The sequence below is a fragment of the Paenibacillus sp. CECT 9249 genome (assembly GCF_918697855.1).
GTDB lineage: Bacteria > Bacillota > Bacilli > Paenibacillales > Paenibacillaceae > MSJ-34.
In genome coordinates this window covers 108512-131823 of the sequence record NZ_CAKKLI010000003.1, presented here as the reverse complement: position 1 = coordinate 131823, position 23312 = coordinate 108512, and the positions used below count along the sequence as shown (strand labels likewise).

Sequence of the window (23312 nt, the reverse complement as noted above, 5' to 3'; positions counted from 1 at the left end):
AGATAACATTCTTATTTGCTGCTGTCAGAACATTTTGAATCCGGCTCGGCGCAGCTTGCGAATGGCGGCGCCGCTGGCCCAAGCGCCCACAAGTCCGCCAACGGCCGTCAAATAGTCGACGACGGAATAGGCGGCTAAATTGTCAAGCAGCGAGCCTTCTTTCCAAAACGAGAAAAACACGATCGGCAAAATGACGATAACAAACAAATAAGACGGGAACCAAGTCGTTTTCATCAACATATTTAAAATGAAACCGATACCGAACATCATGACGAAAAATAGTACAAACAAGACGAATACGGGAATAAAACCCATTTTGACGACACTCTCCTTCTGCTGTCAGACCATATCATGCATATACAATGATTTCCTAAGATGTAGTGTACTAAAAAAAAATTGGCGAAGCAACGAACATTCCGTGACTTTTCGTCACACTTCTGCCATATTTGCCCTTGTTTCGCGAATTGGCTACAATGAAGGCAGCGTCTATAATGAAATCGTTCATAGACAAATGCAAACAAGCATATGGAGGAGTGAATGGAATGAGCGAAGCGTTGCTAACTTTGGAAGGCTGGTATGCGTTGCACGATTTTCGCGCGGTCGATTGGCATGCCTGGAAAAAAAGCAGTGCGGAGGAGCGGCGCCAGGCGCTTGCGGAGCTGAAAGCGTTCATGCGGGACTGGGCGGGCGTCGAAGCGGATAACCGCGGCAGCACCGCCATCTATTCGATTGTGGGGCAAAAGGCCGATTTCGTCTTTATGCATTTGCGGGAAACGTTGGAAGAATTGAACGAGCTCGAGAACGAGTTCAACAAAACTTCGTTCGCGCAATACACGATCCCCGTCTATTCTTACGTCAGCGTCGTCGAATTAAGCAATTATATGGCCAAGCCCGGTTCCGATCCGATGGAAAATCCGGAGGTCGTCAAACGTCTGAAGCCGATTTTGCCGAAGAGCAAACATATTTGCTTCTATCCGATGAACAAAAAACGCGATCTGTCCGACAACTGGTACATGCTGTCGATGGACGAGCGCCGCGAAATGATGCGCAGCCACGGATTGATCGGCCGCTCCTACGCCGGGAAAGTGAAGCAGATCATTACCGGATCGGTCGGTCTCGACGATTGGGAATGGGGCGTGACGCTGTTCTCCGACGACGCCCTTCAATTCAAGAAACTCGTCTATGAAATGCGGTTCGACGAAGTAAGCGCGCGTTTTGGCGAGTTCGGATCCTTCTACGTCGGGAATTTGTTAAAGGAAGAGAAGTTCGATCAAATGCTGCATGTGAAATAGATCCAAGGCAAGCCGCCGAATCTTGATTCGGCGGTTTTGTTTGCGGATTGACGCCGCCGCCAAATCGGCATATGCTTACTATAACGCGGACAACCGCAGCAACAGAACGTACAGGCATAGAAGCGCCGCTGCACCCCGTATAAATAAATAAAGAACATCTTTCATGTAAACGGTGTCATCATGGCGGCTTGTTCGCCAAGCGCAAGTTTCTCTTGAAAGGAGACCGATACGGTATGACGAAACAGCAGGTGAAAATGGGTTATGGCGAGAATGAGCGGTTATTGCTCATAAACGCCGACGATTTCGGCATGTGTCACGCATTTAACAAAGCGGCGAAGCGGCTTCTGCTCGAGCGGGCGATCTCGTCCGCTACTTTGATGGTTCCCTGTCCTTGGGCGAAGGAAGCGGCCTCCTTCAGCCGCGATCATCCCGAATTGGATGTCGGCGTCCATCTGACGTTTACAAGCGAATGGCCGCTGTACAAGTGGGAACCGGCAACCCGCAGCAGCGGCGTAGAATCGCTCCGTACGGAAGAAGGGTGGATGTATCCGGATTGCGAAACGTTCGAAAAAAACGCATCCGCTGAAGATGTAGCGGCAGAAATATCGAGCCAAATCGAGCGCGCAATCGCTTGGGGAGTCGATCCGACCCATTTGGACATTCACATGGGAAGTTTGTACGGTCTGGCGACAGGGCGCGATTTCTTGGACAGCGTGTTCGACGCATGTCTCCGTTTCGGCCTTCCGCTCCGGCTTCCGCGCGCATACGCCGAGCATCCCGATCTGCCGCCGCCGCTGCTTGATGTGGCCAAACAGCGCATTCAAGACGCCGAGCGGAAAGGGATTATGATCATCGACGATTTGCTCGGCCTGACCTTCCAATACGATGGTACGGAAACGTACGACACCGAGAAAGCCAAAATGGTCCAAATACTGCGCGGCTTGAAGCCCGGCATTTCGGAAATAATTATACATCCGGGATTCGATACGGAGGAGCTCCGCTCCATTATGCCGCATGCCCCGAAACGGGACATCGAAGCGAGATTGTTTCTTGACGAGGATATCCGGGCGCTGATCGCCGCGGAAGGCATCCGCATGATCACATGGCGGGAACTGCGCGACTTTCAACGGGGAGCCGGCGGGCAAGTTTCGACGGCGGAGTAAACATTCGGGACACTTGGCAGGCGCATGCGATATATTGCGCCGATTAGCAGGTAAAAACCGGAGGTAATTTCCCATAGTCGACCGAATGATACATACTAGCGGACATTTCTACATCTAAGTTACATCCGTACGATCAATAACGGCGATAACGGCGAACTAACGCCAGTTTCTCCATGTAATGAGGGCAAGGAGCCATTAGCGGTGCATCGAGCGTATTGCTGCTCTTCAAGCCCGAGGAAGCCGAAGCTGTATAGCGTGCTGGCAAGCGATTCCCGTGGGGTAAAAAGGTAAAGCCTGCGATCAGAGTCCACTTCATCATACCGCCGGCGGCTGACGATCCGCCCGAGCGGGCTAACGAAACTTAAACACGCTAATCGCCTGTAAATCATCATGTTGCAATGTCTAACGAAACTCAAACACGCTAATGAGGGGAAAAAAGGCGGTGCAATCGCCGATTTCCAATGAATAACGATGCGTACTTTCGCTAGAATGGGGACGTCTTCATTTTGAGTCGAATAAGAATTTCCAGTTTCGTTAGCGCCAAACAAGGAGCGTAGGTCCGCGCGATCGCCTTCGAAATGTAGGAGATATCCCCTTCTAAATGCGCGAGAAAGCCAGTACCATCAACGGTGGCGAATGATGAAGCAGACTCCATTGCGGGTTTTCGAAGCTATCAACTTCTCGATGCAACGCTAGTGGCAAGGAGCCGAATTACATTCATTTAGCGCCTATTTTTCCATTTAATAATGTCTAGCGACACTTGACGCATGCGCCCCGTCTAATCGGACGCATCCGCCAGCCGCTATATATAAAAGGGTTGAAGATACGATTCTTCAACCCTTTTGCACTCTTTTATTGATCGTCTTCTGCCCGTTCCTGCCTCATCGACTGCATGAACTCTGCCGTAGCTCGGTCGCGGGCGCGTCCTTTTTCTTTCAGCCTTTCAATCGCCGGCATGATCAACAGATCGACTTCCCTCTGCACGGTGTAGGCGAGATCGTACCGATTTTGCGATTCCAGGAACGAGCCGACCTCCATCAACGCATTGTAGCGGTCCAGTTCCTCACGGGTTAATAGACCTCTAACTTGTACGCTGCAGTGGCGCATTTAGAAGAACTTCCCTTTTTTGAGCACTAACGGAATGCCTCCGATAATGAACAAATATCGAATATCCACCGCTTTTTTCAGTTGGGCGGCGATAAATCCTTTAAATTTGCGGTTGCCGACGACGCCGATCGCTTCGCCTTTCCCTAAGGAAGCAACCGTTCCTTTATTGCTGAAAACGAATTTTTTCGGCTGCTGATTCCGGATCGAAGCGACGATGTTATGCGCGCATGTGACGCCTTGCTGCATCGCGATTTGCGCTGTCGGCGGATACGGACGCCCTTCCGGATTGAACATGAGCGAGTTGTCTCCAATAATATAGATGTTATCATGGCCCGGCGCGCGCAAATATTCATCGACCTTCACCCGTCCGCGCATCGTCTCGAAACCGGCTTCTTCGATCATATGGTTGCCGCGGATTCCGCCCGTCCAAACGACCGTACCGGCTTTAATAAATTCATTTTCTCCGACAATGACGCCATCCGGCGTGCATTCTTTAATCGCGGTGCCGATTTTGAACGTAACGCCTTTCTTTTTCAGCACATCCATGGCGTACTCCACCAATTCCGGATCGAATCCCGGCAAGGCGCTCGGAGCCGCTTCGATATTATATATTTTCACCAACTCAGGGTCGACGTCATATTCTTTGCAAAGCTTCGGAATGCGGTCCGCGAGCTCCGCGACGAACTCGATGCCCGTAAAACCGGCGCCGCCAACGACGAAGGTCAGGCATTCCGTACGCGATTGATCGCGCTTATAGCGGGCGAATTGAAACTCGATATGTTGACGGATAAAGCGAACAGAGTTGATGCTCCGAATGTTCATCGCATGCTCGGCCATTCCCGGAATTCCGAACGTTTCAGGCTCTCCGCCCATTGCGATGATTAAATAATCGAAAGACAACGCGCTGCCGTCTTCAAGCAGCACTTTTTTGTCCTGGAGACGAATTTGTTGAACCGTCGCTTTGACGAAATCGATTTTGAATTCGTCAATCAGCTTGGATATCGAAACGCGGGCGTTTTCCATTTTATCCGTACCGGCCGCGGGCATATGAAGATGCGTCGTAAAATAATGATAATCATGCTTATTGACCAACGTAACGTCGGCCTCGTTATAATTCAGTTCTTTTTGCAACCGCTGTGCAGTCAGTATCCCTCCGTATCCGGCTCCGAGGATGACGATTTTCGGTATGTTACTCATCAACAATCCCTTCCATTTCGTAAAATTTGTGATTTTCTCTAATTTTTTTATAAAAGTTTGTGAAAAATTACACAATAATAACCAAAAGTTTTGTTTTCCATCTTGGAAATAGGATCAACATTTTGTGAACAATTTATGAATAAACCGTTACAAAATATCGCAAATTACGACACCTAATTTTTATAATTCAAATGAAATCATATCATTTTTCAAAATAATATCAAGTCTTTTTTCAAAATCAATGATCAATTTATCATATCGGCATTTGAAGTTTGATATTTATTAACAATTGGCACGCCAAATGAGGTTTTCTTTCCCTTCCCACTAAGCTTATAATAAGAGAGGTTGTTCAAAAAGCTCCCTTTTTGAACAAGCGGAAAGAAACCTATTTTATAAGAACTTCGGAGGTGCTTTTGTGGATCAGCAACAACATACATCTCACGATATCGTAGACATCGTCATTATCGGCGGCGGACCCGCCGGAATGTTTGCCGCATTTTACGGCGGCATGCGACAAGCGTCCGTCAAAATGATTGAAAATATGCCGCAGTTAGGCGGTCAATTATCCGCTCTCTACCCGGAAAAATACATTTACGATGTAGCCGGCTTTCCGAAAATTACGGCACAGGAGCTTGTCGACAATTTGAAACAGCAAATGGCGCTCTTCGATCCGCAAATCTGTTTGGACGAAAGAGTTCTGAACGTTGCAAAAAAGGACGAGCGTTTGTTTGAGATTACGACCAATAAAGGGGTCCATCAAGCGAAGGCGGTTATTATTACGGCAGGAGTCGGGGCTTTCGAGCCGCGCCGTCTCGAATTGCCCGAAGCCGCTTCGTTTGAGAATAAAAATTTGCACTATTTCGTCAACGATTTGGGGCAGTTCTCCGGCCAGAACGTCCTGATCAGCGGCGGCGGCGATTCGGCCGTCGATTGGGCCCTCATGCTGGAGCCAATCGCGAAGCAAGTTACGCTCGTACATCGCCGCGACAAGTTCCGGGCGCATGAACATAGCGTGGAACGGCTGATGGCGTCCAAAGTGAATGTCGTCACATTCGCCGAAATTACGGCGTTGCACGGCGGCGACCGGATCGAGAAGGTAACGCTCGCCGACATGAAAACGAAGCAAACGCAGCAAATCGACGCGGACGCGGTCATTGTCAATTTCGGCTTCGTCTCTTCTCTCGGACCGATTGCGGAATGGGGGCTGCAAATCGAGAACAACTCGATCGTCGTCGATTCCCGCATGGCGACGAATATTCCCGGCATTTTCGCCGCAGGCGACATTACGACGTATCCCGGCAAGCTCAAACTGATTGCCGTCGGATTCGGCGAGGCGCCTACGGCGGTTAACAATGCCAAAGTGTATATCGATCCGAACGCCCGGCTTTCCCCGGGCCATAGCAGCAATATGAAGTTGTAGATCTCCGATCGTTGTAAAAACGGCTGTATTGGGTATCCTACTCCTTAACAATCGACGCATCGCATGATGCCGGAATGTAAGGAGAGGATACCTTTTGTTTCATTTGTGCCCATTATGTAATGGTCTCACTTCGTTAGAGGTTGCTTGCCCGGTCTGTACGCATCAGACGATCGATTACGGGAAATTGGACGATTTCGCCGGCCCGTACAGCCCGTACGAACCGTTGCATCAAGCCGCGGCAATGTCCCAAATTTTGCTCGCCGAAACCGACCGCGAACATTACTGCGTGCATGTGCTGTATTGCGCGAATTGCAACAGGGATTATCGCTGTAAAATTCAAGAATGGGGATCGATTGTTACGTGAAATGAAGGGGGAATCGTTACGAAAGAATAACCGGCAATTTTCTTCGATCAATTTCATTGAATAAAATTTGTATGAATTCTTTGTCCAGTTGCAATTCAACCGCTTTGTAATAAGATTCGAGCAACATGGTGTCGGAAAGCAACGCCATAGATTTTCACACCCTTTCCTAATATTTCCTACGAATCTATCATAACATGCCCAACTTTAACAGAACAAGCGTTCCGGTTATCCACAATTCGCTGTGGAAATCCTGTGAATACTTTGTGAGCAAGTAATGAAATCCCTTTGTTATTCGGGTGGATAATGTGGATAGACTTATTCACAATCGATAACCGGAACGTTAATAATAAAAAACTTCTATTAATCTATCATCCGACAACAACCGAAAACTATCGACCAACCCGCCCCCACCGACCGACCGATCATTGCGGCCGCGTGTTAACTTCGATAATCCAAACTTTCCCGCTTCGATCAATGCCATAATCGAATCCCAATTCGCCGATCCCCGGAAAACGCGCTTCCAGAATCTCAGTACATTTTCGCGTTAAGATCCGCATCTCGTTTCGTTTCGGTTTGACCATCGCTTTCGAGAAAGAATGGCGGACCGCCGGCGCGAAACGGATCATCGTCCCGCCTTTGCACAAATTGGTGACGAACAAGCCTTTGCGGGCGAGACGTCCCAACATCGAGCGAAACACCCATCTCCCTTCGGTTTTGACATATTTCACGCGGTAATCGATCGGCCGGCCTTGGATCGTCGCCAAATGGATTCCTTGCTGGATGATGTAGCCCCGTTTTTTCTTCACCCGTGCCAATGAGTGGAACAACCTTTCAAAACCTTGAAACGATCTTTTATGGGAAAGATACGTATAGGAATACATGTCGCCTTTCTTACTGACCTTAATCACGCCGTAACCGCCGCCACCTACGACCGGCTTTATAACTACCATTCCGTAAACGGATAACATGTGCCGCAAATTGTCCGCATTGAATTTTTTCGTCTGAGGAATATGGCCAGCTACCATTGCATCGGAAAGCAACGCTTCCGTTTTTAGCCATTTATTGGCTAACTGTCTTCCTGGCATATGCGTCTCTCCTCTCTGGTGGTATACTTATTCATACTCAAACGGGACGTGCACCTCTTGTATGTTTATCCAAGGCTAGCGCCTTATTTTAATAGAAAACTAGACTAAGAGCCTAGAAGAGAGGGCGGTTGTCGGCAGAACGCAGGACTTTCGTCGATTTAATTGAAAGAATCGTGATACTCTGAAGGAAGGGGATAGCGGCAAAAGGAAGGGAATTAAACGAGGAAAAAAAAACGCCGCGTAACGCGGCGCTCTCTTCCTAACGAGACATTCGTCTGCTTGCTTATAAAGTTTATATTGCAGTTTCCCGGAATTTCCCGTGCACGAGAGGGAGTTAACATTCGCTTGGCGTTCCCGCTTCTTCGCGCGTGCGGAACGACGATCCGCAGCCGCATGTCGCGATGGCGTTCGGATTATGAATAGTAAACCCTCCGCCCATGCCTGATTCTTTATAATCGATTTCAACGCCGTACAAATATTTCGCGCTGTCTTCGTCGACAACGACTTTCATCCCTTTAATATCAAGAACTTTATCGTTATAATTCTGCTCGTTGTCCAGACCCATGCCGTAGGAGAAACCGCTGCATCCCCCCGCTTGCACCGCAATCCGCAGAAATAAATTCGGCGTTTCTTCCGCTGCAAGCATTTCTTGTATTTTCTCAATCGCCGTATCGCTGATTGTAATCACGGCAACTACCTCCTCCTAAACCGTCTTATTAACAGTATACCGAACTATTCATTCTCTCTCAAGTGACATTCGCTAAGTTGGAAATATACTCGCTTTTTTATGGTAACCGTATTGCCCCTCTCCTATGTGAGGTTTATAATAGAAATCAGATTCACGAACCCAACCCTATGGCACAGCCGCGGTTAGCGGTTGTTTTTGCGCGAGTCGGCGCGCTTTTTTTATGCAAGCCGTACAGGCGCTGTTTTATTGCATTATTTTTAACCAGCGGTTTATTTTCCAATGGCAGCTTATTAAGTATTTTTTTTCACATGCCTGATCACTTGTTGTGATAGGCTGTAATCAAAACACCCGCAAAAGGAGGAGCCGAAATGTCGACAATCGTGACAAGCAATACCGACAATCAAATGGCTGAAATTATTGAAAAAGTAAGACATGGACAACGTTTAAGTCTTGAGGACGGCGTTTATTTGTACCAAACGGACGATTTGCTTACGCTTGGCCAGCTAGCCAACGAAGCGAACTTGAAGAAAAACGGGAAGAAAGTCTATTTTATCGAAAATATGAGCTTGTACTTTACGAATGTCTGCGAAGCGCATTGCGCATTCTGCAACTTCCGCAAAGACGAGGGCGACGAAGGCGCTTATACGCTCAGCGGCGAGCAAATGATCGAATATATCGAGCAGCATTATCATCCCGGCATCCGGGAATTCCATATTGTCGGCGGCCACAATCCGCATGTCCCTTTTCAATATTACGTCGATTCGCTTAAAGCGTTGCACGAACGGTATCCCGATGTAACATTGAAGGCATACACTGCGGCGGAAATCGAATTTTTCACCCGCATTAGCGGATTAAGCACGAAGGAAGTGCTTCAAGAATTGATGAAAGCCGGCCTGAAGTCGCTGACCGGAGGCGGGGCCGAAATATTATCGGATCAATACCGGAAAAAAATGCGTGTCGAAAAAGCGAATGTAGAACAATATTTGGAAGTGCACCGGACAGCCCATCAATTGGGATTGCGCACGCATACGACGATGCTGTACGGTTCGATCGAATCGCATGAGGATCGCGTGCGCCACATGCTCCATATTCGCGAACTGCAGGATGAAACGAACGGTTTCATGGTATTCATTCCGCTGTCAATGCAGCCGAGAAGCCCGAAAGCCGACATCCGCCGCAGAAATTCCGCGTACGAGGATATGAGAACGATCGCGATCAGCCGACTGATGCTGGACAATATTCAACATATTAAAGCCTACTTCATTAATATCGGCACGCAATTAACTCAAATGGCGCTCACGTTCGGCGCATCCGACGCGCACGGCACGATCGTGAAGGAACGCATCAGCCACGCCGCGGGCGCTTTGACGCCGGAAGGTTTGACGCGGGATGAATTGATTTGGCTAATTAAAGGCGCAGGACGCATTCCGGTCGAGCGCGATACGTTCTATAACGAAATGAAAGTATACGAATAGGGCATCCTAATCACTGACAAACTAGAAAGGAAGCAATTCATGAAGAAATTCGTCATACTTGGAGGGGGATACGGCGGGCTTGCCATCGCGAACCGGTTGCTGGAAGGCGATATTCCGTCCGATACGATCATCACGTTGGTCGACAGAATGCCTTACCAAGGATTAAAAACGGAATTTTACGCGCTGGCGGCGGGTACGATATCCGATCTTGACGTTCGCGTCGCCTTTCCTTCCGATCCGCGTATCGAATATAAATACGGCGCCGTAACCGGGATCGATCTGGAGAGCCGAACCGTTACCATGGATCAGGAAGAAACGATCGAATATGAATGGCTTGCCATTGCTTTGGGTTGCACCGACAAACATCACGGCATCCCCGGAGCCGATCAATATACGGCGAGCATTCAATCCTTGGCGAACACGAGAAAAACGTATGCCATCTTAAACGATGTGAAGCCTTACGGCGAAGTTAATATTATTGGCGGAGGGCTAAGCGGAGTGGAAATTGCGGCCGAGCTGCGCGAAAGCCGTCCCGATCTGAACATTCGGATTTTGGATCGCGGCCCGCGGGTGTTGTCCGCTTTTCCGGAGAAGCTTTCGCAGTTCGTTTCATCCTGGTTTGTCGAACACGATATCGCGCTCTGCTCTCATATATCCGTAAGCAAAATCGAGCCCGGCGTCATCTACGATCAGGAGAGACCTATATACGGAGACGTCGCGGTATGGACGGCCGGCATTCAACCGTCGGAAGTCGTGCAGAAGCTGAACGTGCCGAAAGATGCGCAAGGCCGCATCTTGCTGAACGAGTATTATCAAATACCGTCCTACCCGGAAGTATACGTGGCCGGAGACTGCGCGAGCCTCGCCTTCTCCCCCAGCGCGCAAGTTGCGGGCGTGCAAGGGGATCAGATCGCGCAAGTCGTGCAGGCGATATGGCAAGGCCAGACGCCGCGCCTGGACAAAATCCGCTTGAAAGGCGTGCTCGGTTCGTTAGGCAAAAAATCCGGATTCGGTTATATGGGCAAAAGAACGTTTATCGGACGGGTGCCGCGCCTGCTCAAAATGGGCGTGCTGTGGAAATCGAAGCATCACTTCGGGTAAGCTAAACCCGCTCATCCGATATGATCGTCGGGCCAAGCTTCGATTTCTTTCACCTTTTCCATGATGGCGTCGTACAGCTTCTCCGCCGATTCGGCCGCGACGATTTCGCCGTTCACATAGGCGTAAGGAAACAAATAACACTCGCCGCAATTGCCGAGGCAACCGTACTCGATGACGTCGTATTCGGGGTTTCGTTCCAATCTGCGCATCGTTTGATCCGTTCCGTGATGCATATTGCCGGCGCAAAACTCGATCACAGGGCGCATGCTTTCGTCCCCCTTCTTCGTTCGGGCATTTTATTTTACAATACTTTATAATATAATATATAGAGAAAGGAGTTGAAAGATATGAGCCAAGAAGTACAAAACAACATGTACGATGAAGTGCTTGAAGTTCTTGATAAACTTCGTCCGTTTTTGCAGCGCGACGGCGGCGACGTTGAGCTGGTTGACGTCGAAGACGGCATCGTCAAATTGAAACTGATGGGTGCATGCGGCAGCTGCCCAAGCTCGACCATCACGCTGAAAGCGGGAATCGAGCGCGCTTTGATCGAAGAAGTTGACGGTGTGCAAGAAGTCGTACAAGTATTCTAATTTTCATAAATTTGAAAGGGCCTTGCTTCGGCAAGGCTCTTTTTCCGTTCCGGCGCCAATCCGCCTCAAGCCCGCTTGACGACGGCGCGGATCGGATCAAGCCCCCCGGAGACATCCAAGATGTTGCCGGTAATAAAATCCGACTGCGGCTGGCATAAAAACCGGATCACCCTGGCGACATCCTCGCCCGTGCCCGGCCTGCCGCGCGGCGACTCGTCGTCCCTGACATGTTCCGCTTCGGCAATTGTCTTCTCCTTATTGTCGCCCCGAATATCGCCCGGGCAGATCATATTGACCGTAATGCCGTAAGGGGCCTCTTCGACCGCCAGCGATTTCGTGAAGGACACCAGGCCGACTTTGGCAGCGGCATATACGGCCCGATGCGGCCATGCCCTCGCTTCGGCAGCATGCCCGAACCCGAAATGGATAATCCGGCCCCATTGGTTCCGGCGCATTCCAGGCAATACGAGATGATCGAGCATCATCGTGCCGACGAAATTGCCATTCAGCAAATAAGCGATCTCATCCGGCGTATATTCCGCAAAGGTTCGCCGTTCGCGAATAAAAGGTCCCGCATTGTTTACCAATATATCGATCGCGCCGAATTGCGAATAAGCCGTTTCGACCAGCTTCTCGATATGTTCCTGCTTGGAAACGTCGCCATGAACCGCCGCGCATCGGACGCCTTTCGCTTCGATATCCGCCTTAAGCGCCATCGCTTCGCGCTCGCTATGCACATAATTGACGACCGTATCGCAGCCTTGATCGGCCAACGCAAGGGCGGCCATCTTGCCGAGCCCTTTGGCGCTCCCCGTAATGAGGGCCACTTTTCTACTCAACGTCTTACCTCCTTCAAAGTTGTACAACATAACCGCTGCGGACAGAACATGCGCGTCCGGAGCCGGTACATGTTCAAGTATAAAAGATTGTCCGGTAAACGGCAAATCCCGCAGAGGGCCTGCCTCTGCGGGATGATGTTTTCGCTATGCAATTGATTGCTGTCTTTGTTCCTTAGAATGCCGGAACGATCGATCCTTCATAAGTCTCTTCGATAAATTTCTTCATATCGTCGGAAGTAAGCGCCGCTGCCAGCTTCTTCATTGCGTCGGAATCTTTGTTATCCGGACGGGCGACCAAAATGTTGGCGTATGGAGATTCTTGATCCTCGATAAAGAGGGCGTCCTTCGTCGGAACAAGTCCCGCTTCCAACGCATAGTTCGTATTGATCAGCGCTACGTCCACTTCATCCAGTTGGCGAGGCAGCATAGCCGCTTCCAGTTCGATAATTTGCAGATTTTTCGGATTTTCGGTAATGTCGGCAACGGTCGACGTGATGTTCGTATCGTCTTTTAACGTGATCAAACCGTTTTTCGCCAGCAGAATCAAGGCGCGTCCGCCGTTGGTAGGGTCGTTCGGGATCGCCACTTTCGCTCCGTCCGGAATTTCCTCTACGGAGCTAACTTTTTTGGAATACGCGCCGAAAGGCTCGACATGCACCGCCACCACGGAGACGAGGTCCGTGCCGTTTTTCTCGTTTTGTTCGTCCAAGTAAGGCTGGTGCTGGAAGAAGTTCGCATCCAGTCCTTTCTCCGCCAATTGCGTATTCGGCAAGATGTAGTCGGTAAACTCTTTAATTTCGAGTTTCACGCCCTCTTGCTCCAATTGCGCTTGAATATGTTTCAACATATCGCCGTGCGGCGTAGGCGATGCGCCGACCGTCAGCGTCACCGTTTGTTCGGCAGCGGAGCCGTTCTCGTTCTGAGCGGCAGGCTGCTGCGAAGCGCCGTTCTGAGCCGGCTTATTGCCGCAAGCGGCCAACACCGCCACAAGCGTCAAGCTAACAATTGCAAGTACCCATTTTTTCATCTTTGTTTCTCCCCTCAATCATCATTTTTTAAATAAGGATTTATATATATGCGTGTTCAAAAAGTCGGCTTTTCAGCACCGAGAAGGTTGCGAGAACCCGAAGAAGGAGGAGCGCAGTGTAGGCAAAACCTACATGAGCACCGGACTTCGAGGGTGAACGCAAGATTCGATGTCGAATCTGCCACCAGTCACGCTTCGTGATCAAAAGTTGACTTTTTGAACAACCTCTAAAATGGAATTTCTCCTTATTTTCTCGTAAAGTGCCGCACTAACCGGTCGCCCGCCATTTGCAGCAATTGCACCAGCAATACCACGAGCACGATAGAGACGATCATCGTTTCCGATTGATAGCGGTGATATCCGTATCGGATCGCCAAATCGCCCAGTCCGCCTCCGCCGACCATGCCCGACATCGCCGTATAAGAGACGAGCGTGACGACGGTAATCGTGATGCCCGCAAGGAGGCCTGGCCTTGCTTCAGGCATCAGCACTCGCATAATGATCTGGAACGTGCTCGCCCCCATCGCTTGCGCGGCTTCGAGCACGCCGCGGTCCACCTCCCGCAGCGACGTTTCCACCAAACGGGCGAAGAACGGAGCCGCGCCGACGACGAGCGGCGGAATCGTTCCGAGCACGCCGATCGATGTGCCGACAATCGATCTGGTGATCGGAATCATCGCAAAGATTAATATAATAAAAGGAATGGATCGCAAAATATTGACAATAAACGAAAGTACGGCGTATACCGCCTTTCCCCAGAACGACGAGGACCGGGCTGTAAGAAACAATACGATCCCGAGCGGCAGGCCGATCATAATGGAGAACAAGGACGAAGCGCCCAGCATACGCAGCGTATCGAGCGTCGCCTTGCCCATTTCCGGCCAATTGACGATCGAAAAATCGAGCGCGGCCGTCATCGGATCACCTCCACATCAAGCCCTTGCGCCGTAAGCTTGTCAATCGTCAGGCCGATATTGTCGGCGCTGCCCTCTAATCTTACGATTAGCTGGCCGTACGGCGTATCTTTGATCGTCGATATCGTGCCTTGCAATATCGCGAAATCGACATTCGTCTCCCGCGTCGTCTGCGACAGCGTGGATTCATACGTTTTCTCTCCGAGAAACGTAATCTTCACCGCCCGGGACGAAGCCGACTGCGACGTCGCGATCGCCGCCCGCAATAACTCGCCCCCGATGCCGTCGCGGGCGATAAAGTCTTTGGTCACTTCATGCTTCGGCTTCAGGAACACGTCCGTTACCTCGCCTTGTTCGACGATGCCCCCTGCATGAATGACAGCCACGCGGTCGCAAATGCTCTGAATGACATGCATTTCATGCGTAATCAGGACGATCGTGAGATGAAACCGCCGGTTAATATCCGACAGCAGCTTTAAGATCGAATCCGTCGTCTGCGGATCGAGCGCCGATGTCGCTTCGTCGCATAACAGCACGTCCGGATCGCTGGCGAGCGCTCTTGCAATGCCCACCCGCTGCTTCTGCCCGCCGGAGAGCTGGGCCGGATACTTGCTTGCATGCTGCTCCAATCCGACGAGCGCAAGCAATTCGTTCACTTTGCGCTCGATTGCGTTTGCAGGCGTTTTCGCCAGACGCAGCGGAAATGCGATGTTGTCGTATACGTTCGCGGAAGAGAGCAGATTGAAATGCTGGAAGATCATGCCGATTTTGCGGCGGCGCGTCTGCAGTTCTTTTTTGTCCAGCGCCGTAAGCTCGATCCCGTCTACCCACACTTCCCCTCCCGTCGGTCTTTCCAGCAAATTGATGCAGCGGATCAGGGTGCTTTTGCCCGCGCCGGAATGGCCGATCACTCCGAATATTTCGCCTTTGCGCACTTGCAAATCGACATGCTCCAAAGCCGTCGTTTGGCGTGCGCCTTTGCCGTATTTTTTCGTCAAACCTTTTAATTCGATCAATTTATCACCCTCTTATTTCGAAGAATGCTAGATTCATTGCCGTATTCCAATATGAAAAACCCTTTCGCGGACAGATGCGCAAAAGGGTTGTTAGTCATGTTCAGCAACAGCCTCTCTCATCTGCCGGAATGATCCATTCCGAAGGAATTAGCACCATGACATTAACGGCATGCGAACCGCTTGCCGATAATCGGTTGCCGGGCTTCATCGGGCCTTTCCCTCCGCCGCTCTCGATAAGAAACGAATTATGAAATTAGTTTGAGTATACTAGGTCTTTGCACATGAGTCAATGGAAATTAGATGAAAAATTACAATAAAATTTTCACGGAGCGAAATTTACGATTTCGCGCGCAGCAATCGAGCGATATGCTGAAACGACGCCAGCAGCGTCTTGCATACCATTTCCAACGCCTGATCCAAATCGGCAATATTGTGACCGATGTCTTCCAGCTTGACTCTGCCGTCCAGCGCCTGATGACGCTGCCAAAGATCGTCCTGCATTTCGCTGTTCATATAATGAATTTCGGTATTCCGCTGTTTGCGCAGCCGGCTCATCGGATCTTTGTACGATTCCTTAATGGCTCCAAGCTTCTCGGCAAGCTCGGGTTCCGTCCCCGTATATCGCATTTGCCGCAAAACGGTGAAGTAAGAAAACCGCTGCTTCACCTTCCCGGTATTCAGCTCAAGCACCCCGTTGAGCAGCGTGCCGAGCTTGTCCAACACCGAGAACACGCGAATAAGCCCGTTTTTGTAAAAATAGAGATGACGGCGGTAATCCGTTTCTTCCTCGGGCGTCATTTCGTCCTGATACGTCTTCGTTACCCGCGAATGGAAGCGTTCCGCCGCATACCGGCTCTGTTCCAGCTCGTCGAGCGACGTAATCAGCCCGCGTGCCCATATTTCGTACTTGCGCCATATATGCTTAGGATCGTTGTCCGCATTCGTCAGTCTTTGCAGTTGAAGAACCGTTCGCTCCATCGCTTCGAACGTCGAGCGGAGCAGCCCTTCATTATGTCTCGGCGCTTCGCCGAACAAGCCTCGCAGCATTTGCGTCTCACGCTCCATTGGCAAAATACGACTTCCAACGGTCATCCACCAATTTCACGATATCTTCGCGCGGGAACAATTCGTCCGGATAGCCGGGCTTCATGCGCGCGTCGATGACGATCGGAACATCGTATCCGAGATGATGCTGGTGAACTTCCGCGTGAGCGAACATATCCGTAGCCGGGTTGAATCGCGTAAACACCGTCCATAAGAACGAAGCCTGCGTTGCGGCAATCCGCGCATCGTCGACCAGAACGACGAGCGGCCAAGCCGTTCCTTTGGCTCGCAATCGCGCGAGCAGCCGCTGGGCCAACTCCGGTTCCGCTTCGTAAGATGCGCCGGATACGACGAGACAGCCGCCGCAGTATACTTCAATATTGTCGATTTCCTCGATGTCGCCTTCGCCGTAACTGCGCGGCAATTCGCGAACCGGCTCGCCGACGCCGAGCATGATCGCCTTGCTGCCGTGATTCAATCGAAGTCCGGTATAATCGAGCGTATCATGCGACGTTTTATTGAGAATGAACAAGTCCGTCTTCGGATCGAACCGTTCAAGCACCGTTTCCATCAAATGCCCGAAATTCGCCAAGTCGAGCGATTGATCCGTTAATATTAAAAATTTCGTCAGCGTCAGCTGCCCTTGGCCGAGAATGGCGAAGCCGCTCGTCAACGCTTCCCGCGAGTAGCTCTCGCGCACGATCGCCGCCGCAAGCGGATGAACGCCCGTTTCCGCATACGCCCATAGCGATTTGACGCCCGGCAGCGCAAGCGGATAAGCAGGCGCAAGCAGGCGCTGCAAAAATTCGCCTAAATAATAATCTTCCTGACGCGGTTTGCCGACAACAGTTGCCGGGTAGATGGCGTCTTTCCGGTGGTACATATGGCTGACGTTCAGCACCGGAAAGTCGTGCACCAACGAATAATAGCCGTAATGATCGCCGAACGGCCCTTCCGGCCGGCGCACATGCGGCGGCACCGTCCCGCGGATCACGAACTCCGCTTCGGCCGGCATGCGATGGCCCCCGAGCGGATCGTCCACCATCGGCAGCTTCTGTCCCATAATGAGCGAAGTCAGCAGCAGTTCGGACAATTGCTCCGGCACCGGGGCGATCGCAGAAGCGATCAACGCGGGCGGGCCGCCTATGAAGACCGATACCGGCAGCGCCTCGTTCCTTTGTTCCGCGACATGATAATGAAAGCCGCCGCCTTTATGTATTTGCCAATGTATGCCGGTCGTCTTGTCGTCGTATATTTGAATGCGGTACATTCCGAGGTTGTTGTCGCTCTTATGATCCGGATGTTCCGTATAGACGAGCGGTAGCGTCACGAACGGCCCGCCGTCTTCCTGCCAGCTCGTAATGGCCGGCAATCCCGCGAGCGGCGCCTCCTTGCGGCAGACGTCGAGAATCGGCGCCTGCTCTTTGCCGACCGTCTTCATGCCGACCTTCAACAGATCTTTAATTAAGCCGCGTTCCCCCCATAGCGCCTTCGGAGTGGGAGGGAGCAGCGATTTCGTTGCCCCCATAATTTGCCGCACCAACGCCTCCGGACGCGGGCCGAAGGCAAGATCGACGCGCCGGCTCGTTCCGAACAAATTGGTGACAATCGGAAACGGGCTGCCTTTCACGTTCGTAAACAGCAAGGCGGGCCCTTCCTCGGAGATGACGCGGCGGTGAATTTCCGCAATTTCCAAATACGGATCGACCTCGGCTTCGATGACCGCCAATTGCTTCTCCCGGCGCAGCACCTCGATATATTGGCGCAAATTCGTATAAGTCAACGAGATTCCCCCTTTCCTAATTGCAATACGCGGGCGCTTAAATAACATAGAACGCCGAACAAGCCCGAAACGAGCACCGTATGCAGCAGACTCGCGTACAAATGCGCGTTCTCGTTATGCATCGACAGCACAAGCCAAGCGCCGCTCAACACTTGGGAAGCGCATAATACGAGCGCCCAGACGCCCGCGATGCGGATTTCGCGTACATGCTTATGTCGATGATAAGCGAAATGGGCCATAACCGCAACAACAATGAGCAGCAGCAGCGCCGCCACGCGATGCAGAAAGGCGATCAGCGTCGATCCGTGCAGCGTTGGGATCACTTCGCCGTTGCAGAGCGGCCATCCTTGGCAGCCGCCCCATGATTCCGTATGCCGCACGAAAGCGCCGACATAGACGACAATGTATGAGTAGATGGCGACAAGCCATACGGAATTGCGGAACCGCTTCGATACCGCAGGCAACGTACGGGGCGGATCCGTCAGCCCTTTGCTTCTTCGGTACAGCGCGATCGACAGCATCAGCGTACCGGCAAACGCCAGCAGCGAAAAGCCGTAATGCAGCGCCATCACGGCCGGGACTTGTCCTTTGACGACAGCCAAAGCGCCCATCACCGCTTGCACATATGTGAAAAAAAGCGCAATAGAAGCGTACCATAACGTATCTTTGCGTTCTTTGACGTACTTCCATACCAAAATAAATAAAACAAGCACTAATATGCCTACGATTCCGCTAACCGCCCGGTGCGAGTATTCGATGAGCGACTCGATCGTCTTGGCAGGAACGAATTTGCCGTTGCAGAGCCAAATCGTCCAGTCGCTGCCGCAGCCTTGGCCGGAGCCGGTCTTCGTTACGAGCGCCCCGTTCAGCAGAACGAGCACCATGCCGAAACAAGTGATGTAGGACAGCCAATTCAGTTTGTTCGTTTTCAATTTATGTTCACCTACTAGTCCATAAAAAATGTCACAACCGATATAGAACTAATTCTCATTATACCTGATTTATTGCGGGAATTTACATCCCAATTGTGACAAAAAGCAAAAGCTCCGGCCTGCGAATCGACATGTAAAAAGAAAAACGTCCCTGCCTGATTCGCAGGAACGTGTCGATTAATAAAATGAAGTTATCCTTTTTGCAGCGTGTCCGCCACTTGCAGCGCACGATCGAAAAATTGCTCAATTTCTTCGCGCGTTTTCCGCAATTTGCTGACAAAGCGAACCAGTTCTTTGCCTTGCGAGAAAGCGATAAAACTCGGGATGCCAAGAATTTGGTAATGATCGCATAAATCCGGAAATTCGTCGCGGTCGATTTCAATCAACGTCAGCTTGTCCGCATATTTCGCCTCGACGTCCGGCATAAACGGATCGATAAAATGGCAGTCTTTGCACCAAACCGCCTTAAATACGGCCATAACCGGTTTTTCCCCTTGGATCAACGTTTGAAATTGTTCTGTGGACGTTATTTTTTCCATCGTGATTCACTCCATTTCTTCCTTCTAGGTTGTGCAAAACATTCCTTGAAAACACGATATAACAACATATTCCTGACCTCTTACCTCATTGCCGATTTCGAACGCTGCAGCCGCATGAACGGTTTCAACGCTTTGCGCAGCGGAGCCGGGTAGTTGTTTAACTCCTCGGCCGTAACAAGCCGCAGCGCGGCGAGCAGCGCCGGATACAGCAAGAGCACGGCCAATCCGACCAAGCCGGACGAAAAAAAGAAGGCGACGCGGGCGGGAAGCAGATGCACCAGCAGATTTCCGGCCCATTCGACCCCGCCTCCGACAGCCGCAAGCACCGCTACCGTTGCCGCAAATCCTCCCCAGCGGTTGCCGAGAATTTGGAACGGGACGATTTTCTTTAACGTTCTAATATTCAATAACGTAATGATGACGAAACATAGCGTCGTCGCGGCGATAATGCCGTAAACGCCGAGCCATGGCGCCAGAATGAAGCTGAAGGCAAGCTTGGCGGCGATCCCGATGATGACATGAACCATCGCGGCATTCGGTTTGCTAACTCCGAGCAGGATCGAATTCGTCACCATCATCGTAATTTGGAAGATCGTCCCCGCCGTCAGCATGCCGACAATCGCCGCACCGTCCTGGGTACTGAACAAGAGGCCGTTGACCGAATAAGCGGCGACGCTGAGCGCGAGCACGATCGGCATGCCGGTAAATATCGAGATGCGCATCGCCAGCGTCACTTGCCGGTTCAAATGCTCTTGATCGCCCCGCGCAAATGCGGCGGAGATGACCGGCAGGAGCGACGTGCTGAGCGCGATCGCAAGGATCGGCGGAATGCCGGCGACCGCTTGCGCGCGCATGCTGAGAATATCAATCGCTTGCATTGCTTGCTCGTAGCCATGCCAAGGTTCCAATAGCCGAATGCCGATCGTGCCGTCAACGGTATATACGGCTTGCACCGTAATGGCTGTAAAAATAAGCGGCACCGATATTTTAAATATATCCGCATATATTGTCCGCAGCGGGACGGGCGGCGAATGTCTGGCGACCTTACCCCGGCTCTGTCTGTCCGCCTTCTTCAGCTTGCGGGCGTAATAGATCATCACGAGGAGCGCCGCGATTCCGCCGAGCACCCCGCCGAAAGAAGCGCCCGCAGCGACCCACTGATCGCTGTAGCCCCATTGCAGCAGCGCAAAAGCGATGCCAAGCGCCGCAACGACGCGTACGATCTGCTCGACGATTTGCGAAACGCCTCCCGGGGCCATCATGTTCCGCCCCTGGAAATATCCGCGCATCATCGCAATCGTCGGAAACATCAGCAGCGCGGGCGCTAAAGCCCGTATAGCTGACACCGACTCCGGCACTCTGTTGAGCGCGGCGTAGGCCGGGGCGAACACGTACAATAATACCGTAATGACCGCGCCTGTCGCAAAGCCGAACAGAAGCGCCGCGCGGTATACTCGCTGCGCTTCTTCTTCCTTGTTCAATGCGTACCTTTCCGAGACCATTTTGCTGAGCGTGCTCGGAATGCCGGCGGTGGCTACCGTTAACAACATTAAATAAACATTTGACGCGATCGCAAACGATATATTCCCCGCATGCCCCAGCATATGCTCCAGAGGCACTTTTTGGGCGATCCCCAGCACGCGGGCGATTAACGCGGCGGCGGCCAGTATAAGCGTACCTTTAATAAACGACTCTTTCTTCGACAAAACCGTTTCCCTTCCTTCTCCTTAACCGCGACTACATCGCTTCCCCCGAGGCGTTAATTCCAGATGACCCAAATGACGAACAGAACGATCATGACAATTTGCAAAATAATTTTCATCGCCGTGCTGGCGAACAGACCGACGACCGATCCCCAACCGGCTTTGACCGCGCGGTTGAAATCCGACCCGACGAGCAATTCCCCGATGACCGCGCCGAGGAACGGGCCGATAATCAATCCGAAGGCAGGTATGGCGAACGGACCGATAATGACGCCGATCGTGCTGCCGATGACGGACGCCTTCGTTCCGCCGTATTTTTTGACGCCCCAGGCGCTGACCGCATAATCGGAAACGAACAAGACGACGAGGATCAATGTCTGCAACGTCCAGAACCATACCCCGAACGGCGCAAACGAAATGCATAACCCGTATACGAAAAACGCGGCGTAAATCGCAAGCGAACCGGGCAGCACCGGAAATATTGCTCCGGCCATGCCGACGGCAAACAACAGAATGACCAGAATCCAGCCGATAATTTCCAACACCATGCGAACCGCGCCTCCCGTATGTTACGCCTAATTCAAAATATAGTCGCGAATGACTTGGGCAACGCCGTCTTCTTCGTTCGTTGCGACGATGACGTCGGCGTTTTCCTTCACCACGTCCTGCGCATTGCCCATCGCTACGCCGAGCCCGACGGCGCGAATCGCCGCCAAATCGTTCAGACTGTCTCCTACGGCTACGACCTGATCCATTCCGATCCCCATTAGTTCGCAAACGGATCGAAGGCCGCTTGCCTTGGAAACCCCCGCGGGATTGATCTCGATATTGACGGGAGCGGAGTTCGTAACCTCCAGCACTTCCCACTTCGCAAGCTCTTCCCAAATGGCCGACAACGCCGCCCGATCTTCCGAATAGTATCCGAATTTGGTCCACTCTTGTTCCGCGATGCGATCGGTCCATTTCTCTTTATTGAACAGCCCGTCCGGCGTATACCCCCAGAACCATGTTCCATGCGATTCGGCAAGTTCGTACAACTTCTGAACGACGGCGCCGTCCAGCGTACGGCGGTACAGCAATTGATCCGGCGATTTCCATACTTCGCTGCCGTTCGCCGTAATCATCGGGCTTTGCAAATGCAACATTTCCGCATAAGAGATTGCGTTCTGGTACCCGCGCCCCGTCGACAAGCTTACCGTCACGCCGGCCTCCCGGGCCGCGGCAATCCATTTCGCCGTTTCCGGCGTCACTTCCAGCGCTTCGTTCAACAATGTCCCGTCCATATCCAATGCCAACAATTTGTACTTTGCCATGTTTGCCTCCTATCGCAACATCGAACGTGTCGTAATATAAAGCCATTTTAGCATACCCGGTCAATAGGAACAAAAATATTCCGTTTACCCCTCGAATTTGTCCCATTCCACGCATAAAAGAGCCGTCTTGCCGCGGAGGAGCGCCGCAAAACGGCCGATAATCCACCGGCGTTGCATTCACTTTTTTCAACATTCCAGGATCGCGGACACAGGAGACGCTAATTGTGACAAAGGGCCCGATTTGGGACAGTTTGCGGACATACGATCCTTTATTCGCGGTAAAAGCGTAAAAATAAGCCCTTCAACGAAGGAATAACGGAACCAGTGTCCGCCTAAACAGCGAATAAGGGGTTTTAACGCGAAATAACGGCCCTGCGGTCCGGATACCAATTTTTCGATGCAACGCTAGTGCCGATAATCGCAATTAAAATGCATCCTGAGGCATTGCTTGCCTCCTCTACATCATACTTAGTCCAAACCCTACGGCAGCCGCCAAAAAAACAAGCGTCATAATGAATCGTTTGAAGGAAGAATGGATTTTTTTTGTTTTTTTCACGATCTCACTTCCCCATTATTTTCTTTATTCATTGTTTTGTATCCGTTTTTTGCATTATACGCATATATGCGCAGAAAGTTTACCTAATGAAACTTTTTTATTGTAATACAAAATAGTTTTACTTGATTAAAATTGTTTTCCTAGGTAAAATAGGGTGACAA

At 51.3% G+C, this 23312-nt stretch carries 25 protein-coding genes and 1 riboswitch; of the genes, 7 read left to right on the top strand and 18 right to left on the bottom strand.

The features are described from left to right. Positions 1–24: 24 nt before the first annotated feature. Positions 25–315 carry a YuiB family protein gene (locus LQ229_RS04110; protein ID WP_216537218.1) on the bottom strand — a complete coding sequence of 97 codons (291 nt, stop codon included), beginning with the start codon at positions 313–315 and terminating at the stop codon, positions 25–27. A 227-nt stretch (positions 316–542) separates the two neighbouring features. On the opposite strand from LQ229_RS04110, the gene hemQ reads away from it, so the two are divergent. Together hemQ and LQ229_RS04100 are read left to right on the top strand one after the other, a co-directional pair. Continuing rightward, complete coding sequence (gene hemQ / locus LQ229_RS04105) at positions 543–1292, top strand: hydrogen peroxide-dependent heme synthase (RefSeq protein WP_230191024.1); 750 nt, start codon at positions 543–545, stop codon at positions 1290–1292. A gap of 233 nt (positions 1293–1525) precedes the next feature. Further along, a complete protein-coding gene (locus tag LQ229_RS04100) occupies positions 1526–2455 on the top strand; it encodes a polysaccharide deacetylase family protein (RefSeq protein ID WP_230191023.1) in 930 nt (309 codons plus the stop codon). 852 nt (positions 2456–3307) lie between these two features. Here the strand turns inward: LQ229_RS04100 and LQ229_RS04095 are convergent. Together LQ229_RS04095 and LQ229_RS04090 are read right to left on the bottom strand one after the other, a co-directional pair. Beyond that, entirely contained in the window at positions 3308–3562 is a 255-nt protein-coding gene (locus tag LQ229_RS04095; protein ID WP_216537215.1) for a hypothetical protein, read from the bottom strand. Further along, positions 3563–4759, bottom strand: coding sequence for an NAD(P)/FAD-dependent oxidoreductase (locus LQ229_RS04090; protein ID WP_216537214.1), 1197 nt, complete (start codon positions 4757–4759; stop codon positions 3563–3565). Between the two features lie 415 nt (positions 4760–5174). Here LQ229_RS04090 and LQ229_RS04085 point away from each other — a divergent pair, with 415 nt between their 5' ends. Beyond that, positions 5175–6179, top strand: coding sequence for an NAD(P)/FAD-dependent oxidoreductase (locus tag LQ229_RS04085; RefSeq protein ID WP_290370015.1), 1005 nt, complete (start codon positions 5175–5177; stop codon positions 6177–6179). Positions 6180–6273: 94 nt separating this feature from the next. After that, positions 6274–6543 carry a hypothetical protein gene (locus LQ229_RS04080; RefSeq protein ID WP_216537212.1) on the top strand — a complete coding sequence of 90 codons (270 nt, stop codon included), beginning with the start codon at positions 6274–6276 and terminating at the stop codon, positions 6541–6543. Positions 6544–6559: 16 nt separating this feature from the next. Here LQ229_RS04080 and LQ229_RS04075 read toward each other — a convergent pair whose 3' ends face one another. The 3 genes from LQ229_RS04075 to LQ229_RS04065 all read right to left on the bottom strand — a co-directional run bounded on the left by LQ229_RS04075 (position 6560) and on the right by LQ229_RS04065 (position 8316). Beyond that, positions 6560–6691, bottom strand: a complete 132-nt coding sequence (locus LQ229_RS04075) for a sporulation histidine kinase inhibitor Sda (RefSeq protein ID WP_216537211.1) — start codon at positions 6689–6691, stop codon at positions 6560–6562. A 274-nt stretch (positions 6692–6965) separates the two neighbouring features. Next, a complete protein-coding gene (locus tag LQ229_RS04070) occupies positions 6966–7628 on the bottom strand; it encodes a YheC/YheD family protein (RefSeq protein ID WP_216537210.1) in 663 nt (220 codons plus the stop codon). A gap of 334 nt (positions 7629–7962) precedes the next feature. Beyond that, positions 7963–8316 carry an iron-sulfur cluster assembly accessory protein gene (locus tag LQ229_RS04065; RefSeq protein ID WP_216537209.1) on the bottom strand — a complete coding sequence of 118 codons (354 nt, stop codon included), beginning with the start codon at positions 8314–8316 and terminating at the stop codon, positions 7963–7965. Between the two features lie 368 nt (positions 8317–8684). Here LQ229_RS04065 and mqnE point away from each other — a divergent pair, with 368 nt between their 5' ends. Continuing rightward, on the top strand, positions 8685–9791 hold the full coding sequence (gene mqnE / locus LQ229_RS04060) for an aminofutalosine synthase MqnE (protein WP_216537208.1): 1107 nt from the start codon (positions 8685–8687) through the stop codon (positions 9789–9791). A gap of 39 nt (positions 9792–9830) precedes the next feature. Next, on the top strand, positions 9831–10892 hold the full coding sequence (locus tag LQ229_RS04055; protein WP_216537207.1) for an FAD-dependent oxidoreductase: 1062 nt from the start codon (positions 9831–9833) through the stop codon (positions 10890–10892). Between the two features lie 11 nt (positions 10893–10903). Here LQ229_RS04055 and LQ229_RS04050 read toward each other — a convergent pair whose 3' ends face one another. Further along, positions 10904–11158, bottom strand: coding sequence for a YuzB family protein (locus LQ229_RS04050; RefSeq protein WP_216537206.1), 255 nt, complete (start codon positions 11156–11158; stop codon positions 10904–10906). Positions 11159–11239: 81 nt separating this feature from the next. On the opposite strand from LQ229_RS04050, the gene LQ229_RS04045 reads away from it, so the two are divergent. Beyond that, complete coding sequence (locus LQ229_RS04045) at positions 11240–11485, top strand: NifU family protein (protein WP_216537205.1); 246 nt, start codon at positions 11240–11242, stop codon at positions 11483–11485. Between the two features lie 65 nt (positions 11486–11550). Here the strand turns inward: LQ229_RS04045 and LQ229_RS04040 are convergent, their stop codons facing one another. The 11 genes from LQ229_RS04040 to LQ229_RS03990 form a co-directional block, all read right to left on the bottom strand. Next, positions 11551–12324: an SDR family oxidoreductase gene (locus LQ229_RS04040; protein ID WP_216537204.1), complete on the bottom strand. Its 774-nt coding sequence runs from the start codon at positions 12322–12324 to the stop codon at positions 11551–11553. A gap of 172 nt (positions 12325–12496) precedes the next feature. Continuing rightward, entirely contained in the window at positions 12497–13351 is an 855-nt protein-coding gene (locus LQ229_RS04035; RefSeq protein WP_216537203.1) for a MetQ/NlpA family ABC transporter substrate-binding protein, read from the bottom strand. Positions 13352–13596: 245 nt separating this feature from the next. Next, positions 13597–14268, bottom strand: coding sequence for a methionine ABC transporter permease (locus LQ229_RS04030; RefSeq protein ID WP_216537202.1), 672 nt, complete (start codon positions 14266–14268; stop codon positions 13597–13599). Next, a complete protein-coding gene (locus LQ229_RS04025; RefSeq protein WP_230191022.1) occupies positions 14265–15281 on the bottom strand; it encodes a methionine ABC transporter ATP-binding protein in 1017 nt (338 codons plus the stop codon). Before LQ229_RS04025 ends, LQ229_RS04030 begins: the two co-directional genes overlap by 4 nt. A gap of 113 nt (positions 15282–15394) precedes the next feature. After that, a riboswitch (SAM riboswitch) is annotated at positions 15395–15521 on the bottom strand. Positions 15522–15617: 96 nt separating this feature from the next. Next, a complete protein-coding gene (locus tag LQ229_RS04020) occupies positions 15618–16346 on the bottom strand; it encodes a Cthe_2314 family HEPN domain-containing protein (protein WP_356709538.1) in 729 nt (242 codons plus the stop codon). Beyond that, on the bottom strand, positions 16336–18108 hold the full coding sequence (locus LQ229_RS04015; protein ID WP_230191021.1) for a UbiD family decarboxylase: 1773 nt from the start codon (positions 18106–18108) through the stop codon (positions 16336–16338). Before LQ229_RS04015 ends, LQ229_RS04020 begins: the two co-directional genes overlap by 11 nt. Next, the gene (locus tag LQ229_RS04010; protein ID WP_230191020.1) at positions 18105–19040 is read right to left on the bottom strand and encodes a COX15/CtaA family protein; all 936 of its coding nucleotides are present in this window, start codon (positions 19038–19040) and stop codon (positions 18105–18107) included. The genes LQ229_RS04015 and LQ229_RS04010 overlap by 4 nt, the downstream gene beginning before the upstream one ends. 191 nt (positions 19041–19231) lie before the next feature. Further along, on the bottom strand, positions 19232–19579 hold the full coding sequence (locus tag LQ229_RS04005; protein ID WP_230191019.1) for a thioredoxin family protein: 348 nt from the start codon (positions 19577–19579) through the stop codon (positions 19232–19234). 80 nt (positions 19580–19659) lie between these two features. After that, the gene (locus LQ229_RS04000) at positions 19660–21285 is read right to left on the bottom strand and encodes a polysaccharide biosynthesis protein (RefSeq protein WP_230191018.1); all 1626 of its coding nucleotides are present in this window, start codon (positions 21283–21285) and stop codon (positions 19660–19662) included. A gap of 53 nt (positions 21286–21338) precedes the next feature. Further along, positions 21339–21824: a DUF456 family protein gene (locus LQ229_RS03995; protein ID WP_230191080.1), complete on the bottom strand. Its 486-nt coding sequence runs from the start codon at positions 21822–21824 to the stop codon at positions 21339–21341. Positions 21825–21857: 33 nt separating this feature from the next. Continuing rightward, on the bottom strand, positions 21858–22595 hold the full coding sequence (locus LQ229_RS03990) for a Cof-type HAD-IIB family hydrolase (protein ID WP_230191017.1): 738 nt from the start codon (positions 22593–22595) through the stop codon (positions 21858–21860). Positions 22596–23312: the final 717 nt, after the last annotated feature.

Bases quoted from the DNA above. Each gene is read 5' to 3' on its own strand.
- LQ229_RS04110 (WP_216537218.1), bottom strand. From the start codon at position 315: ATGGGTTTTATTCCCGTATTCGTCTTGTTTGTACTATTTTTCGTCATG.
- LQ229_RS04090 (WP_216537214.1), bottom strand. From the start codon at position 4,759: ATGAGTAACATACCGAAAATCGTCATCCTCGGAGCCGGATACGGAGGG.
- LQ229_RS04030 (WP_216537202.1), bottom strand. From the start codon at position 14,268: ATGACGGCCGCGCTCGATTTTTCGATCGTCAATTGGCCGGAAATGGGC.
- LQ229_RS04035 (WP_216537203.1), bottom strand. From the start codon at position 13,351: ATGAAAAAATGGGTACTTGCAATTGTTAGCTTGACGCTTGTGGCGGTG.
- LQ229_RS04045 (WP_216537205.1), top strand. From the start codon at position 11,240: ATGAGCCAAGAAGTACAAAACAACATGTACGATGAAGTGCTTGAAGTT.
- LQ229_RS04075 (WP_216537211.1), bottom strand. From the start codon at position 6,691: ATGGCGTTGCTTTCCGACACCATGTTGCTCGAATCTTATTACAAAGCG.
- hemQ (WP_230191024.1), top strand. From the start codon at position 543: ATGAGCGAAGCGTTGCTAACTTTGGAAGGCTGGTATGCGTTGCACGAT.
- mqnE (WP_216537208.1), top strand. From the start codon at position 8,685: ATGTCGACAATCGTGACAAGCAATACCGACAATCAAATGGCTGAAATT.
- LQ229_RS04095 (WP_216537215.1), bottom strand. From the start codon at position 3,562: ATGCGCCACTGCAGCGTACAAGTTAGAGGTCTATTAACCCGTGAGGAA.
- LQ229_RS03990 (WP_230191017.1), bottom strand. From the start codon at position 22,595: ATGGCAAAGTACAAATTGTTGGCATTGGATATGGACGGGACATTGTTG.
- LQ229_RS04005 (WP_230191019.1), bottom strand. From the start codon at position 19,579: ATGGAAAAAATAACGTCCACAGAACAATTTCAAACGTTGATCCAAGGG.
- LQ229_RS04070 (WP_216537210.1), bottom strand. From the start codon at position 7,628: ATGCCAGGAAGACAGTTAGCCAATAAATGGCTAAAAACGGAAGCGTTG.
- LQ229_RS04055 (WP_216537207.1), top strand. From the start codon at position 9,831: ATGAAGAAATTCGTCATACTTGGAGGGGGATACGGCGGGCTTGCCATC.
- LQ229_RS04050 (WP_216537206.1), bottom strand. From the start codon at position 11,158: ATGCGCCCTGTGATCGAGTTTTGCGCCGGCAATATGCATCACGGAACG.
- LQ229_RS04020 (WP_356709538.1), bottom strand. From the start codon at position 16,346: ATGGAGCGTGAGACGCAAATGCTGCGAGGCTTGTTCGGCGAAGCGCCG.
- LQ229_RS04100 (WP_230191023.1), top strand. From the start codon at position 1,526: ATGACGAAACAGCAGGTGAAAATGGGTTATGGCGAGAATGAGCGGTTA.